The following is a 14,687-nucleotide window of genomic DNA, read 5'->3' as shown; positions in this document are numbered from 1 at the left end:
TCGCTGAAGCATATTACACCCCTATCCCCCGTGTCGCGAAGACTGAGCGTGCACGTGCAGCCGCCTGTTCTGGATCAGCAAACAGTCCAGCATCGCTGGCAAGCCGCACAATGTCTGCAAGATGCAGTGTGGAGCGTGTACTTTCCTGACCACCAAGCATTGTGAAATGATCTTGGTGGCTATTGAGATAGGCAAGGAACACGACACCGGTTTTATAAAAACGGGTCGGTGCTTTGAAGATATGGCGCGAAAGCGGGACCGTTGGCACAAAAGCCGCATCGTAACGCTCATGATCCCCTTCTCCCAATGCAGATAACGCCTGTGCAGCCACTTCAGCAATCGGGTCGAAGATACCTAAAAGCGCATGCGAATAACCCTGCTCGTCGCCTGCAATCAATTCAGGATAGTTGAAGTCATCACCAGTATACATCCGCACGCCTTCCGGCAGACGGCGGCGCATGGAAATTTCCTTCTCTGCCGAAAGCAGAGAAATCTTGATACCATCAACCTTGCTGGCGTTCGCTTCAATCACATTCAGGCATGTATCCATCGCCGCTGTGTGATCGCTTGAGCCCCAGTAGCCCGCAAGGGCCGGATCAAACATCTCACCAAGCCAATGCAGGATAGCTGGCTGGTTAAGACCCGAAAGGACACGGCCATAAACGCGGGCGTAATCATCCGGCGACTTGGCCACTGCGGCCAGCGCACGAGATGCCATCAAGATCACGCGCGAGCCAGTGACTTCCACCGCTTCGCACTGTTCTTCATAAGCAGCAATAACATCATCAATGGTCGTGGCTGATGTCGCGATCAGATGATCGGTCCCCGCTCCGCTGGCAATCAGATGCCCGCCTGCATTAGCCGCAGCCTGAGTGCGCTGGATAAGTTCCAGCGAAGTCGGCCAGTCAAGCCCCATGCCACGCTGGGCAGTATCCATTGCTTCCGCAACGCCAAAACCCAGCGACCACAAATGTTCGCGAAACGCCAGCGTACGGTCCCAGTCAATGGCTGCATTGAGCCACGGATCACGATTCGCCAGCGGATCAATGACAACATGCGCGGCAGCATAGGCCGTGCGGTTCCAGGAACCGCTCGTAGCAAGCTCGCTACCGGCGCTGATCGTGAAAGGCTTTATCTGCCCGTCTTTATCGGGCAACATTAATGTCGCATTATTGTTCAGCATGGACTAGACCTCAATCGGCTGGAGATCGACCCAGCGGCGTTCCCGTGAGCTTTGATACCCGGCTTCGGCAAGCTGTACGCCCTTGGCACCTTCGAGCAGCGTGTAATGCCATGGCGCATCTTCCGCTACGTGACGCAGAAACTGCTCCCACTGCACCTTGAAACCATTGTCGAATATCTGATTGTCGGGCACTTCTTCCCAGCCCTTCTGGAAGTCTATCGTCTGCGGCTCGTCCGGGTTCCAAACTGGTTTCGGCGTGTTAACGCGATGCTGCGACTTGCATGAATGCAAACCAGCAATGGCCGAACCATGTGTGCCGTCAATCTGGAAAGTCACAAGGTCATCACGATAAACGCGGGTGCACCAGCTCGAATTGATATGCGCAACAATATCACCATCCGGCCCATCCAGCAGGAAGCTCGCATAGGCGGCGTCGTCTGCGGTTGCCTTATAGCGACGGCCCTGCTCATCCACACGTTCCGGAATATGGGTTGCAGCAAGGCAGGAAACGGACTTGACGGGCGCTACGACATTGTCCAGCACATAGCGCCAATGGCACAGCATATCCGAAATCATCCCACCACCTTCTTCGGCGCGATAGTTCCATGACGGCCGTTGCGCAGGCATCCAGTCACCTTCGAACACCCAATAGCCGAATTCGCCCTTAACGCTCAGAATGCGACCGAAGAAACCGGATTCGCGCAACCGCTTCAACTTGCGTAGGCCCGGAAGATCGAGCTTGTCATGCACGATACCATTTTTAACGCTCTTTTCTTTCGCATAGCGCGCAATGGCGATAGCATCTTCCAAGCCTTCTGAAACTGGCTTTTCTGAATAAACATGCTTGCCTGCATCAATTGCTTTGCGCAGCAAACCTGGACGAAGCTGTGTTGATGCCGCATCAAAGAAAATCGTGTCGTCTGGATTGGCGAGTGCCGCGTCGATGTCATCGCTCACGCGCTCTACACCAAGTTTACGGGCAAGTGTTGCGACTTTTGAAGCGTTACGACCAACGATGATCGGGTCCGGCATCAGTTGGGAGCCGTCTGCAAGCGCGATACCACCCTGATTGCGGATAGCCAGAACCGAACGGATCAGGTGCTGGTTCATGCCCATCCGACCCGTAACACCATGCATTATGATGCCGATACGTTTCGTTTTCACTGCGATATTCTCCTCTGTAATCGCGCAAGCCCCGTTGACGGGTCTCGAAGCCGCGAAAACGCATCCTCATGGACACTTTTCTTAATCGGCCCAGAACGCCCCTCCTGGAACTTCTTTCGTTTTTCCTACTGAATAGTAGGTAGCAAACGCGAGATTATCCTGTCTATTAGAAGCGTCATAAATATTCCAGTATACGAGAATTAAGTGCATAGCAGGCATTTGCGGGAACGGGTCCTTTCTCAAAAAAAATGAACGAAGCCGACGGTCATTCCACCCAGACGTTTTGATTTCAGCTCCGACGCGATCCTGCGTCGTCGCCACCTCGACGAGCAGCGCATTGGTCGAGGTTTATCTCCCGTGCGGGGGGGCCGTCCGCGACGAGAATATTGGTCCGTGAAGCTAAGGCGTCGCGCAGCGTTTGGGGCTGATCGGCGGACATGACGCTGATCGCCACATAGGCGTCGAGAGTGAACACCACGACGGCCGGCTTGCGGATAGCGAAGAGGGGCGCGGCGACGCCAAGCGGCAATAGGACCTTTAAAAGGCTCCCCGCTCTCCGGCAGCCCGGCCGAGACGCATGGCGATCGGGTATGAACCTCTGCCCCGACATCGTGGGCGATGAGGCGGATGATGCACTCTCCGTATTCAGGGGATAGCCGCTTGCTTGCATCGGCCAGACCTCGGAAAGGCGATATGTTCAATCTGTCCGGATGCGGCCGTCCGGGTTCAGCATTATCTCGACGATATTTGCGTCTTCCAGATACCGGGCGACAGACGCCCAAGCGCGGTGCGCAGCATCCGCGGGCCGCGTGCAATCGCTCCCGGTTTTTGGTGGTGTGAGTTCACGTCGGCTCCGATTTCTCGCGGGGCCCGACAGACACTCCCCGCATCTGGGTCAATTAAGAAAGCTCGAAATTGGCGGCTTTAACAAGTATTTACGCGAGTGCGAGCATGAGCGGGGACCGGCGGCAAATTGGGTGAACGAGCCAAGCAGAATTGCTCAACAGAGTGCCTTGCGCATGAACACACGGCGGAACCCGTCCTGTTCCGCTCGGTTATATTCCTGCCAGCCGAGCTTGGGGTAGATCACCAGATTTTCGTGCATCAACTCGTTTGTATAAAGGCGCAGTTCACTCAGGCCGTTTTCTCGGGCGTATACGTCCGCATAGTCCAGCAACTTTCTGCCGAAGCCATGGCCTTGATAGGTTTTTGCCACGGCTACGTTATTGACAAGAACATGATCGGTTTCGATAAGCAGAACAATCAAGCCTACAACGCTGCCACCCGCAGCAAGCACCCAGGCCGTTCCGTCCTCTATAAGTTTCGCGTAATCGTCAGTCATGGGTGCAGGTTTGCGACCTATTCGTTCAGTATATGGTGCGTAAGCATCCTGAACAATATTTTGGATTTCCGGTACGTCGGAAAGCGTAGCCTTACGAATCTCAGCCTGGTACAATTTCCTATTCTCCACTATGTTCGTTCTGATTCATCCTGAGCTCGACTTACATGAAGATATTAAAGTCAAGGTGCATTTTAATATGGCCTCATGTTGTCGTGCATCTGGATCTTGGGTCCGAACCCGTTAATTGAATACCGGCCCATAACTGAACCTGTACAAACTTACATGCGGTCGCCGTTTGAAGCGGCTGCACCATGATCCCGCATTAGGCGGGTCCGGGGTCGGGAGAAGGAAACCATTCTTTGCACCGGCATTTTAAGCCATGTCGAGCTTCGGTCCATACTACCCGAGATCCGTCGGAGCGTGATCAGGCTCCGAGGATAAGAAAAGGGTGATAGGGGATGATCAGGCGTGCGACATCGCAGCGCCTTCGATCACGACACCGCGCGTGGCAAATTTCCACAAAGCGACGAGAAGTTTGCGAGCAAGTGCGATAATCGCAACCTTCTTGCCACGGCCTCCATTCTGGCTGACCCGTTGCTGGAACCAGCATGCTAATTGGGAGTCCGGCTGATAGCGCAGCCAGAGCCAGGAGAGCTGGACCATCGTCTTACGCAGCCACGGGTTTCCCGATTTGGACACGCCCTGCTCATGATCGATCGAGCCGCTTTTCCAGGGACTGGCAGCCAGACCTGCATAGGCAGCGACTTGTCGTCGATTGTTGAAATCCCGGAACAAGCCTTCATTTGCAAGAACATTGGCGAATTCGGGACCAATCCCGTTAAGAGCCAAAAGTAGCGTCCTGGGATCATTTTCTTTTGCCTGCTCCATGAGGGCGTCGCGTTCGGCTTCAATCGCCTTGATTTGCGCGATCAGGAGCTCCAGGCGGTCCAGCTCGCGGCTGATTTGCGCCTTGAGATGGCGCGGCAACGGCTGACCATCGCCGGTGCACAAGTCTTCAAGGTGTTGACGCCTGTCCCGATGCAACGGTTTGTAATCGCGGATGCCAACGTTGAAGCATAATCCCTTGATCCGGTTGGTATGCTGGATGCGCTCCGCTACCAAAATTTCGCGCTCCCGGCCGATCCGGCGCTGATCTTCGTCGGCGAGCGACGGAACTCGGACCATCGAACAAACCCGCGGTTCACCTCGGATATGAGCCATCAGCGCACGGATCAGCATCTCGCCATCGACCCTGTCAGTCTTGGCACGGCGATGACGTCGTGACACGGCTATCGAGGCCGCATCGACAACATGGCTCGTAATCCATGCCTCGGCTTCCAATGCACGATGAATCCAGAACCCGTCCAGCCCCGCTTCCTGGATGACCACCACTGGATAGAGCTGGCCTTCGCGCTTCTCGGCCTTTTCCCGTAGTTTCCCAAAGCACTGCAACAGTGCCGCCAGATCGCCCCCGGAACCGAGTGGCGTGCCATCTTTTCCCTGCCAGGGGACAGCGCTGTTACCAGCCAGGTTGATTTTGACAGTTCCAATGAGACGAAAATGGCGCCAAGGTGTATGCGGATAGGGGCTGGTGCTGAGGATGGATGGACTGTGTCAGGCATGGTCGATCTCCAGAATTGGAATGTAACAACCACACTCTGCCACAGGGCTGGCCGTTATCCATCTTCATGTGATCTTTGTACAAAATTGGCATCGATTTTAAGTGCCATATTGAGCGTCTTGGCGATTCGATTCGCCGCAGTCTCGGATCTTGGGTCATTCGTCTGATCGCGCCGGAATGTTTCCGATGGGTTCCAGAAGACGGCTGGGTGTTGATTTTCGCCGAGAACTGACCGGTTTGAGCCGATATTTCCATTCTCGCATCGTCCTTTTTCTATCAATATCCCTTCGTACACACGCTTTCCTGACATTCATGAAGCTTGAGCAGAATTGCGGGGTGCATTCGCCAACTCGCGCGCCAGCGTGGCGACGAGTTCGGCTGCGGGCAACGCCCGCGAAAGCGGCGCGCCCTGTCCGGCCCAATGCGCGGCGAAGCCATGCTCACCTTTGGCCTTGGCTGCAGCGTGCAGCGCCTTTCCAGCGTCATAGGCAATCGGGTAATCGGGTGGCAGCCGATCCAGAACCGTTTCCTGCAAGGCGGTGAAACGATTGCCGAGCGCACGCGCCGGACGACCGGATATCAAGGGGGTCAGGCGCGTATGATAGGCACCGGGGCCAGTCAGCGCCTTGCGATAAGCTTCATCGGCAGCCGATTCCGGACAGGAAACGAATGCCGTGCCGAGCTGGGCTGCGACCGCACCGAGGTTGAGCATTGCCGCGATCCCGGCCCCGTCCATCATGCCGCCTGTGGCGATGACCGGTAGCCTGGAATTGCGCACGATCAACCGCGTGAGCGCAAGGACGCCGAGAGCATCATCTGGAGCCTTAGTGTCGAAGACGCCACGATGACCCCCAGCCTCGATACCCTGCGCGACGATGGCGTCGATACCCGCCGCCTCGATCTTCTGCGCTTCGTCGAGACTGGTCGCGGTCGCAAGGAGTGTGATCCCGGCAGCTTTCAGCGCGCTAATCTTTTCGTTAGACGGCAGCCCGAAATGCAGACTAACGACGGCAGGCTTGGTCTCGAGCAGAAGAGCCAGCATGTCATCATCGTCCGCGAAGCTCCTGTAGATCGTTCGAAGTTCCTTTGGGCATTCAGCGCCGAACTCGGAAAAGAGCGGAGCCAGCCATTCGAGCCACGCCGCCTCGCGCTCGGCATTGGCATTCGCAGCGCCGTGGACGAATACGTTGACGTTGAAAGCTCGGTCGGTCCTGACGCGGACCTCCTCAATCATCTTTCTCGCGCCGATGGCGTCAGTCGCGCCCACGCCAATGGAGCCGAGTGCCCCGGCGTTAGAAACTTCGGCGGCAAGGGCCGGGGTCGAGACCCCGGCCATCGGAGCCTGAATGATTGGCAATGTAACTCCAAGCCTGTCCAGCATGTTGCTTCTCCCTTAGGCGGCCAGTACTTCATCGGCGGGTCCGAAGAACTCGTAATGTATGCGATCCGGCGACACGCCGGCCCGAGTCAGGCCTGAAACGAAGAACCGCAGGAACGGGCGGGGTCCGCACAAATAGAAATCCGCTTCCGCGAAAGGCGTGTTCCGGGAGAGCCAGTCGAGGGTAATGAATCCGCTGTGAGCTTCGGGTTCCCCGTTCGAGTGATCGTAGAAGGTTGTTACGGTCGTGGCGCCATGTCGCGCGGCCAGCTCTCTGACGTGGTCATTGAACGCATGAGTATCGCGGCTCGTCGTGCCGTGAACATAAAAGGTGGGATGACCGGCATGCTGGTCGGCCAGCGTCTCCAGCATGCTCACCATAGGCGTCAGGCCGACACCGCCCGACACCAGCACCACCGGACGCTCAAGTCTTTCGGGAAGGAAGAACTCACCGGCGGGCGGTGTGCATTCCAGAACGGTACTGACAACCGCCTTGTCATGCAGGAAGACCGACGCATCGCCGGCAGGCTCGCGCTTTACTGTGATGCGATAATGGTCGTTGTTCGGACCACATGAGATCGAGTAGTTGCGCTTCAGGCCCGGTCGACCAGCCGTATCGAAGCGGAAGGTCAGATACTGGCCCGGTTTGTGTCGCAGGATCGGCTTGCCATCCCCGGGGCGCAGAATGAAGGAGGTGATGATCTCGCTCTCCTTTCGACGCTCGGCGACCAGGAACCGGCGCCAACCGGTCCAACCGCCTTCCTGTGCCAGAAGATCATTGCGGATCTGCCTCTCACGGCCTTTCAGAATGTCAGCAAGGAACCAGTAGGCCTCGCCCCAGGCCGCCAAGATTTCGGGCGTCGCCGCCTCTCCCAGCACATCCTCAATCGCGCCGAGCAGCGCGGTTGCCACATAGGGGTAGTGTCCGGGCAGGATGGCATAGCCGATATGCTTCTGGGCTATCCGCTCCACCGCCGGACCAAGCGCTGTCAGATTCTCGATGTTCTGCGCATAGGCGAGGATCGCCGCTCCGAGCGCATGAATCTGCCTTCCGCTCTTCTGGTTCGCCTGATTGAACAAAGCCGCGATTTCGGGGTGCTGGAACAGGCGCTTGTACATGGCGGCGGTGATAACCGGACCGTGTTCTGCGAGCGCGGGAACAGTGGCTTTCACAAGGGCGATGGTTTCCGTCGAGAGAGATTTTGGCATTCGGCACTCCGGTCGTCGTTCTTGTTCATTCCGAATTTGTTCCAGGCAGCCGCCTTCGTTCTCCAGTTCGGAATTTGTGTTGACGTACTTTCTTAAAAGGAGAATACATACCAAAAGAAATTCTGCAATGGAGAATTGTCATGGATCTTGCTGCATTGGCGGTCTTCCGCACCGTCGCCCGAGAGCAAAGCGTCACCCGCGCCGCCGAACTGCTCGGCCGTGTGCCCTCGAATGTCACCACCCGCATTCAGCAACTCGAGGCCGAGATTGGTGTGTCGCTATTCCAGCGCGACCAGAGACGTATGACGCTCACAAAAGAGGGGCAGACGTATCTTGATTATGTTGATCGCATCCTGAATCTCGCCGAGGAGGCGCAGCAGGTCGTCAATCCATCCGAACCGATCGGCACCTTACGTGTCGGTTCTATGGAAAGCACCGTTGCGAGCCGGCTTCCAATCCCGCTTGCCAGCTACAACAGGAAATGGCCCAAGGTAACGATTGATCTGTCGACGGCGCCGACCCGCCAGCTCATCGACGCCCTGCTGGCGCACCACATTGACTGTGCCTTGATCGGCGTTCCATCCGGAGAGTGGTGGCTTGGCCCAAACGAACTCGACAAAATCCCTGTGTTTCGGGAGGAACTGGTGCTGCTTCTGCCGCCCGGACATCCCGAAGTACGTTACGGCGACGATATCAAGCCGAAGTCGTTGGCTGCTTTCGCGCCGGGCTGCACTTATCGGATGCTAGCTGAAGAATGGCTGACCGGGTTCGGCTCGCTCAAGGAGCGCTTCGCCATCCAGGAGGTCAGATCCTATCACGCGATGTTCGCCTGCACCGCTGCGGGCTCCTGCGTCAGCGTCCTGCCCCGCAGCGTTGTCGACCTGATGCGGCACCTCGGTTCCGTCGAGGAACGCCCGCTGATGACAGTCGACACCTATCTGGCTTGTCGGCCAGGCTTTACCACGCCGGCCTTTGCCGAGTTCCGAAAGACGCTAGAAGAGTTCTCGGACATCAAGGGATGAAGGCCATGCGTAACAAGGAGGCCGGGGTGACGATTGCGGCTGCCCTGGTCCTGGTCGTCGGCATGGGCTTCGGCCGCTTCGCCTTCACCGGTCTCTATCCGCTGATGATCGTCGACCAGCAAATCTCCGTCGAGGGTGGTTCCTATGCCGCCTCTGCCAACTACGCCGGATATCTCATCGGTGCGCTGCTGGCTGCGCTGCTTTCAGGGATTCCAAGCCGCAAACTGTGCACCTTCGCAACCATAACCACGGTGATCACTCTCGGTCTTTTGGCACTACCGCTACCGGAATGGCTTATTGTGACAATCCGTGGCTTTGCGGGTCTGTTCAGCGCTGTTTCCATGGTAGCCGCTTCGCATTGGCTCATCCATGACCGCAGGCTTCACGGAGGCGTTCCAGCACTGTACTCGGGCGTCGGCATCGGCATCCTTCTCTCGGCTGAGATGATAGTAGTCGGTCATGTGGCGTCGCTGTCGAGCCACATGATCTGGTTCGCGCTCGCTGCTGCCGCGCTGGCGGTGACGATTGTTTCGATTGCAATGCAGGCAAAGGCTGAGAATTCAAAGCCCTATCAGATTCAGGAGCAATCGGCCCTGCACGAAGAAAGGCCGTTATTGCTCGGTGCAACGCGGCTCATCGTCATCTACGGGCTTGCTGGCCTCGGCTATATCATAACGGCGACCTATCTGCCTCTTCTCGTGCGTAGTGCACTCGGGTCGCTCGACCCCGTCCATATCTGGGCTGTGTTCGGTCTTGGAGCAGTACCCTCATGCTTCCTGTGGCATTCTCTGCATCAAAAGTGGGGCGCCAACGGGAGCTTGATGGCCAATCTGATAGTCCAGGCTGTCGGCGTTGTCCTGCCGGTTTTTCACACACAACTCTCTTACGTGGCAAGCGCCCTATTGGTCGGCGGCACCTTCATGGGAACCGTGACCATCGCCATGCCCGCGGCACGCAGGGTTGCTGCAAAGGTTCGCTTCAACATGCTCGCGATCATGACCGCGTCCTACGGTGTCGGGCAGATCATCGGCCCTCTCATGGCCAATACGCTCTACGCAAGGACCGCCTCATTCGACACGTCCCTCATCGTCGCGGCTTTGGCTCTGCTGATATCTGGTGCGCTTTGCTTCGGCCGGGCCACGCACACCGGCAAAGCGCAGGAAGAACTCACAGCCAAGGAGTAATCCATGGCGTGAAAGCAGATGGAGGCTTGCCTAACGTGCGACGAAACATAGTGGAAAATGTCGCAGGGCTTTCGTAGCCCATTTCGAGAGCAATGGTTGTTATGGATTTTCCCTCGGCAAGCTGTGATAGTGACAAGGTGACACATGCCCGTTGTCGCCACTGCTGGAAATTCAGACCCATCTCAGCATGAAACTTTCGGCTGAAGGTTCTGCGACTGACGTTGAGGCGTTCAGCCCAATCCTCCGGCGCGCTATGCACAGATGGGTTACTCAGAAACTCATCACACAATAACGAGAGCGGGCTCCCAGGGCTTGGCATAGGTAATTGCAGGTCAATGCTGGGCGCTGCTTTAAGCTCATGAAGCAGAAGCGAAACAAGCGCGGCATCTCGCCCACCTTTTTCATATTGCAAAGGCATCTGCACAGCTTCGAGCAGAAGTTGCCTCAGCAAAGCTCCGACGTGTAAAACTTCGCATGAACGGCCGGCGCGCACCGCCAGTCCGGAATCGATATAAAGGCTGCGGGTACTTGCACCCAGCATCAGCACCCTATGCGTCTCACCCGCGGGTATCCATACGCCCCGCTGAACCGGAACAACCCACGTCTGCGATTTCGTATCTACTTTCATGGAGCCACTGGCGCTGTAAAGGAATTGTGCGCGTAAATGCTCGTGCCAGTCCAGCAAGGTGCCGTGCACATAATCGGTCCCGAGGGCGATCAACGGTACATCGTCAGTCTCGATTGTTACGAGCGGAATGTTGCTGGGCATATGTAATTTCACGTTGGCCAATTCTCCAATGAGAATGACCTACATTCGATTGTGGGTCAATCCAACTCAACCTATAGATATGCCTGTGCAAACCGGGACTTTCAGACATGACTATCTATCTTTTGCTCGCCATTTTCGGCATTGGCGCAGGCATCACCACGGTCTTATTTGGTTTTGGTGGCGGGTTCGTCACTGTTCCGCTAATTTACTGGCTCACCACCCATGGCAAACAGTATGATGTTCTTAACAGTGAGAACGCGATGCAAATTGCGGTTGCCACGTCTACTTGCGTGATGGTCGCCACCTCAGCAATCGCAACATGGCAACATGCGAAGCGAGGGAATATCATCATCAGCCAGATTTGGCCCATGGTCGCATTTATTGGAATTGGAGCTTTTGTCGGAGCTCAACTCGCAACCATGGTAAGCAGTAATTTCCTGAAGTGGGCTTTTGTTATTTATCTGGGGCTGACAATCTTGGATTGTTTGTTGCGAGGTGGATTTATCCACCGAAATCACGCGCAGAATCCTATCTTGCCGCCACCGCTATTGGCCAGCAGCGGCATTGGTATTGGAATTGGCATTGTTGCCGCATTTCTGGGAGTGGGTGGCAGTGTCATGACCGTTCCCCTGATGCGCCGTCGCGGGATGGATATGACCAAGGCGGCGGCAATGGCTAATCCACTTACTGTACCGGTTGCCTTCTCAGCGACCATTGCTTACATGCTTTCGGCCCCCGCAATCCCGGCCACTCAAGCCGCGTGGCAAATCGGTTATGTTGATCTTGCCGCATTTCTGGTTCTCATCTGTGGGGCCATCGTAGGGATGCAAGCCGCATTGCCGATGGTCGGGCGAATACCCGACTCCAGTCATGCCAGGGTCTACATTTTACTTCTGTTCCTGGTTCTGTTTGCCATGATCATGTGAAATGGTCGCCCAGCGGGAAAAGCAACAGTTTCTTCCGTTAGAGCGCTTCCCTGGGCTCTGTTGCAAAAAGTTCAGTTGGCAAGTAAAGCCCTCGTGCTCTGCTGTTAAACGGTCTGGCTTTGTAGATTCTGGGCGAGCGGTTCCACGGCTTCTGTCAACGCGCTCGGCCCAATACCAAAAGCCCGTTCAACGATACGCGCTTCCCAACGGATGTCTCGTGTCGCAGAGTGCCGGTGTCGAGATCGAACTCGACAACCTGAGCTACGCGAGCAAATCGCCACGGCTGCAACGAAGGATCGCGCTCCCTAGTGACAAACATCTAGAGTTTGGTACGCAGCGTCAGATTTCGGCTGCTAATCTATATGCCTAATCCCCGTTGCCTTCCCAATTGCCACGACACCGATCCGCCCTGCACGACGCCCAAGACCTCACGGCCGAGTTGGCGGTCAATGACCGGCCGCCATGGGACGAGGGTAAACTCGTGGCTCTGCTCAACCACCGCGAACTTGCCGCTCGATAGCTGGACGGTGCCGGTGAACTTGCCGCTGATCTTCTCCCCCTCCGCCGCCGCGCGGAACGGCAGCGCCTTGCTCTCGGCCATCTCCGCGCCGACGCGGGCGACTTCGCGCTCGCGCAGGTTGGCGAGAAGATTGCGGCGGTAGAAGACGCGGCCGTTCTGCTGCCGCGTGGCATCGCCTTGTGTGATATGATGCTCACGCCGCTGGTCCATCGCATCGCGCACCTGCTGGCCGAATCCTGCCGGCGCGAGATCCGATGCGTCGGGTGTTACCAGCCGCCGATCGAGCCAGGTCGCGCCATCCGAACCGATCTGCGTTTCCAGATTGAAGGTCGAGACGACACGGATGCTGGCCTGCCGGTTGCGACCGGCATCATAGGCGGTGGCGCGACTCTCGAAGTCATCGGGGATGCGCCACTGGTCCGCATCGATCCGTTCAGCAATGCCAGCGCGGCGCAACGCCTCAAGTCGCCGGACATGGGCATCGACAAAGCCCTCGTAATCGCCGCCTAGCACACGTCCCTCGAACTTCGCCTGTTCGAGGTGGCGGCTCGGTCGGTAGATACCATTCTCCGAGATCGCAGCGATGGTACGATCAGAGGGACGTTGTGCTGTATCGGCGGGGCCGACTTCCACGATGCTGCCGATCCGGGCATCTTCGACGCGGGCCGGATCAATGCCGGGAAGATGGTGTGTTCGCCCGTCGATACCGTCCACCACGAGCGTCAGGTTCTCGCCCATCTCGTCGGTGAGATATTTGTCCACGACGCGGCCGGTGATGGATGTCGCGGGTGCTACATCGTGAAGCTGGAAGGTCATTGGATCACGTTCCTGCCCATCTGCCTTCAGCGCCTTATGCATGTTGCGGATGATGTCGCCGCGTTCATCGAGCTCACGCAGCGCCGGTTCCATCTTCGCGCCAAGCTCCCAGACGCCCGGCGCGTGTTCGGTGGCCAGTCCCATCTTTTCCAGCTTGGCGAGACGGCGCAGGCGAAGCGTGCGGTTGAACTGGCGGCGCGGATCGCCCGGCTCATGCCGGAGGTCGAGGAACCGTTCGTCCGCTTCCTCGGTCATCGCCCGGTCGATGCGGGTGAAACGGTCCTGATCGACTTCGGCCGAGAGCTTGCGGCTCTGCTCGATCTCGGTGACGGGGCCAAGCTCCAGCGTGGTCAGCTCGCTCGCCCGCTCACGGATACCGTTGGCGAGATAGTCGCCGTTGATGACCAGGTTCTCGCCCAGTTCGTCCTTGCCGCGCACGATGACATGCACATGGGGATGGCCGGTATTGTGGTGATTGACCGCGACCCAATCGAGCTTGGTGCCAAGGTCGGTCTCGACCTGTTTCATCAGGTCGCGTGTGTGGGCGGTCAGATCGGTCAGCTGATAGATCGCCATGGCAAGGCGATCATAGGCACCAAACAAGCGACGTCGGAACGACGTATAAGCGCGCCCTCAAAATGAATTTCTCGGGACTGCCCGCGCCGTGCCACACCGTCCCACCAACATAGAAGCATTCCGCGTCGTGTTCAAATACCATGGCTGCATCGACAGACAATCACACGACAGTAGAAACGATGGAGACGGAAATGCGCAGGCCAAGAGATTTCGATGCGGAACTGAAGGCACTGGAGGACAAGGCAAGAGAACTGAAACAGCGGAAGGTCCAGCAGTTAGGCGAACTGGTCATCGCCACCGGGGCGGACAGCCTTAGCGCGGAAGAACTCGCCGGTGTGCTGATCGTAGCAACCGAGACCACCGACGCCGGGAAACGGGAGGCGTGGGCCAAGCGCGGTGAGGCGTGGTTTCGTGGAAAATCACGGCGGTCTGTACCGGCAAATGATGATGGCGAACGCCGCGCTCAGACGCAACAGAACAGCGCGCAATCGCTATCAGGCGCAACGGGCGCGGCATGACATGCGCAAATGGCAGATCGAACGGAGAAAGAGAACACGTCACCTGATTGAACTCGGCGGTCTCGTCATCAAGGCCGGCGTCGTGGAACTCACTGGCGATGACCGCGCCGTCATTCTCGGCGCGCTCGTCTGGATTGCCGAAAAGCTGCGGAGTGACGACGGCGAGCGGGCGAGTGGTGTTTGGGCGACATTGGGGAAGATGGCGTTTGAGGCTGAACGGAAAGACGGAAAACCTATTGTCACGCTGGAATAGTAGAATTTGGTACGACCGACGGCGGGCGGCGCGGAGACCCCAAATATCGGAGCGTTGCCCGCCATCGTGCGGAGAAGCCACACAGTCCAGCAACTCCAAGTCTCTACTTAAGAAGGTTTGTCGTATCGAAGTCCCGCTGCGGACACAAAAGCATGGTTTGGCAAGCGGGTGTCGCCAAGCAGATCATACCATTCGATGTCGTGCGC

General features: G+C 57.2%; 12 protein-coding genes and 3 pseudogenes. 5 read left to right on the top strand and 10 right to left on the bottom strand.

Features of this window, described 5'->3' with window-relative positions; all coding sequences use genetic code 11:
• Window positions 1-13: 13 nt before the first annotated feature.
• The 7 genes and pseudogenes from JNC70_RS16260 to hmpA form a co-directional block, all read right to left on the bottom strand.
• Window positions 14-1,183 (bottom strand): dihydrodipicolinate synthase family protein, encoded by a 1,170-nt coding sequence (locus JNC70_RS16260; protein WP_374788707.1) that lies wholly within the window; start codon window positions 1,181-1,183, stop codon window positions 14-16.
• Between the two features lie 3 nt (window positions 1,184-1,186).
• Entirely contained in the window at window positions 1,187-2,320 is a 1,134-nt protein-coding gene (locus tag JNC70_RS16255; RefSeq protein ID WP_113342001.1) for a Gfo/Idh/MocA family protein, read from the bottom strand.
• A 324-nt stretch (window positions 2,321-2,644) separates the two neighbouring features.
• Window positions 2,645-3,193 (bottom strand): annotated as a pseudogene (locus JNC70_RS16250) (P-loop NTPase family protein); the annotation flags it as partial.
• 154 nt (window positions 3,194-3,347) lie between these two features.
• A complete protein-coding gene (locus JNC70_RS16245) occupies window positions 3,348-3,803 on the bottom strand; it encodes a GNAT family N-acetyltransferase (RefSeq protein WP_374788706.1) in 456 nt (151 codons plus the stop codon).
• A 348-nt stretch (window positions 3,804-4,151) separates the two neighbouring features.
• Window positions 4,152-5,311 (bottom strand): annotated as a pseudogene (locus JNC70_RS16240) (IS110 family RNA-guided transposase).
• A gap of 309 nt (window positions 5,312-5,620) precedes the next feature.
• Window positions 5,621-6,691: an NAD(P)H-dependent flavin oxidoreductase gene (locus tag JNC70_RS16235; RefSeq protein WP_374788705.1), complete on the bottom strand. Its 1,071-nt coding sequence runs from the start codon at window positions 6,689-6,691 to the stop codon at window positions 5,621-5,623.
• A 12-nt stretch (window positions 6,692-6,703) separates the two neighbouring features.
• On the bottom strand, window positions 6,704-7,897 hold the full coding sequence (gene hmpA / locus JNC70_RS16230; RefSeq protein WP_266031713.1) for an NO-inducible flavohemoprotein: 1,194 nt from the start codon (window positions 7,895-7,897) through the stop codon (window positions 6,704-6,706).
• A 140-nt stretch (window positions 7,898-8,037) separates the two neighbouring features.
• Between hmpA and JNC70_RS16225 the strand changes: the two genes are divergently transcribed.
• Window positions 8,038-8,919: a LysR family transcriptional regulator gene (locus tag JNC70_RS16225; RefSeq protein ID WP_374788704.1), complete on the top strand. Its 882-nt coding sequence runs from the start codon at window positions 8,038-8,040 to the stop codon at window positions 8,917-8,919.
• Between the two features lie 5 nt (window positions 8,920-8,924).
• Window positions 8,925-10,103: a YbfB/YjiJ family MFS transporter gene (locus JNC70_RS16220; protein WP_374788703.1), complete on the top strand. Its 1,179-nt coding sequence runs from the start codon at window positions 8,925-8,927 to the stop codon at window positions 10,101-10,103.
• Here JNC70_RS16220 and JNC70_RS16215 read toward each other — a convergent pair.
• A complete protein-coding gene (locus JNC70_RS16215; protein ID WP_374788722.1) occupies window positions 10,087-10,884 on the bottom strand; it encodes an AraC family transcriptional regulator in 798 nt (265 codons plus the stop codon). The two genes, JNC70_RS16220 and JNC70_RS16215, sit on opposite strands and share 17 nt — an antisense overlap.
• A 95-nt stretch (window positions 10,885-10,979) precedes the next feature.
• On the opposite strand from JNC70_RS16215, the gene JNC70_RS16210 reads away from it, so the two are divergent.
• Window positions 10,980-11,798 (top strand): sulfite exporter TauE/SafE family protein, encoded by an 819-nt coding sequence (locus tag JNC70_RS16210; RefSeq protein WP_104754138.1) that lies wholly within the window; start codon window positions 10,980-10,982, stop codon window positions 11,796-11,798.
• A gap of 104 nt (window positions 11,799-11,902) precedes the next feature.
• Here JNC70_RS16210 and JNC70_RS16205 read toward each other — a convergent pair.
• Window positions 11,903-12,019, bottom strand: a pseudogene (locus JNC70_RS16205) (IS6 family transposase); the annotation flags it as partial.
• Between the two features lie 137 nt (window positions 12,020-12,156).
• Window positions 12,157-13,389: a DUF3363 domain-containing protein gene (locus tag JNC70_RS16200; protein WP_374788721.1), complete on the bottom strand. Its 1,233-nt coding sequence runs from the start codon at window positions 13,387-13,389 to the stop codon at window positions 12,157-12,159.
• Between the two features lie 512 nt (window positions 13,390-13,901).
• Between JNC70_RS16200 and JNC70_RS16195 the strand changes: the two genes are divergently transcribed.
• The gene (locus JNC70_RS16195; protein WP_374788702.1) at window positions 13,902-14,228 is read left to right on the top strand and encodes a conjugal transfer protein TraD; all 327 of its coding nucleotides are present in this window, start codon (window positions 13,902-13,904) and stop codon (window positions 14,226-14,228) included.
• Window position 14,229: 1 nt separating this feature from the next.
• Window positions 14,230-14,481, top strand: a complete 252-nt coding sequence (locus JNC70_RS16190; protein ID WP_374788701.1) for a conjugal transfer protein TraD — start codon at window positions 14,230-14,232, stop codon at window positions 14,479-14,481.
• Window positions 14,482-14,687: the final 206 nt, after the last annotated feature.

This window comes from Brucella oryzae, from assembly GCF_041929965.1.
In the GTDB taxonomy this organism is placed as follows: domain Bacteria; phylum Pseudomonadota; class Alphaproteobacteria; order Rhizobiales; family Rhizobiaceae; genus Brucella; species Brucella oryzae.
Note: the sequence above shows the minus strand (reverse complement) of the source record. Positions and strands in the feature narration are given on the sequence as shown.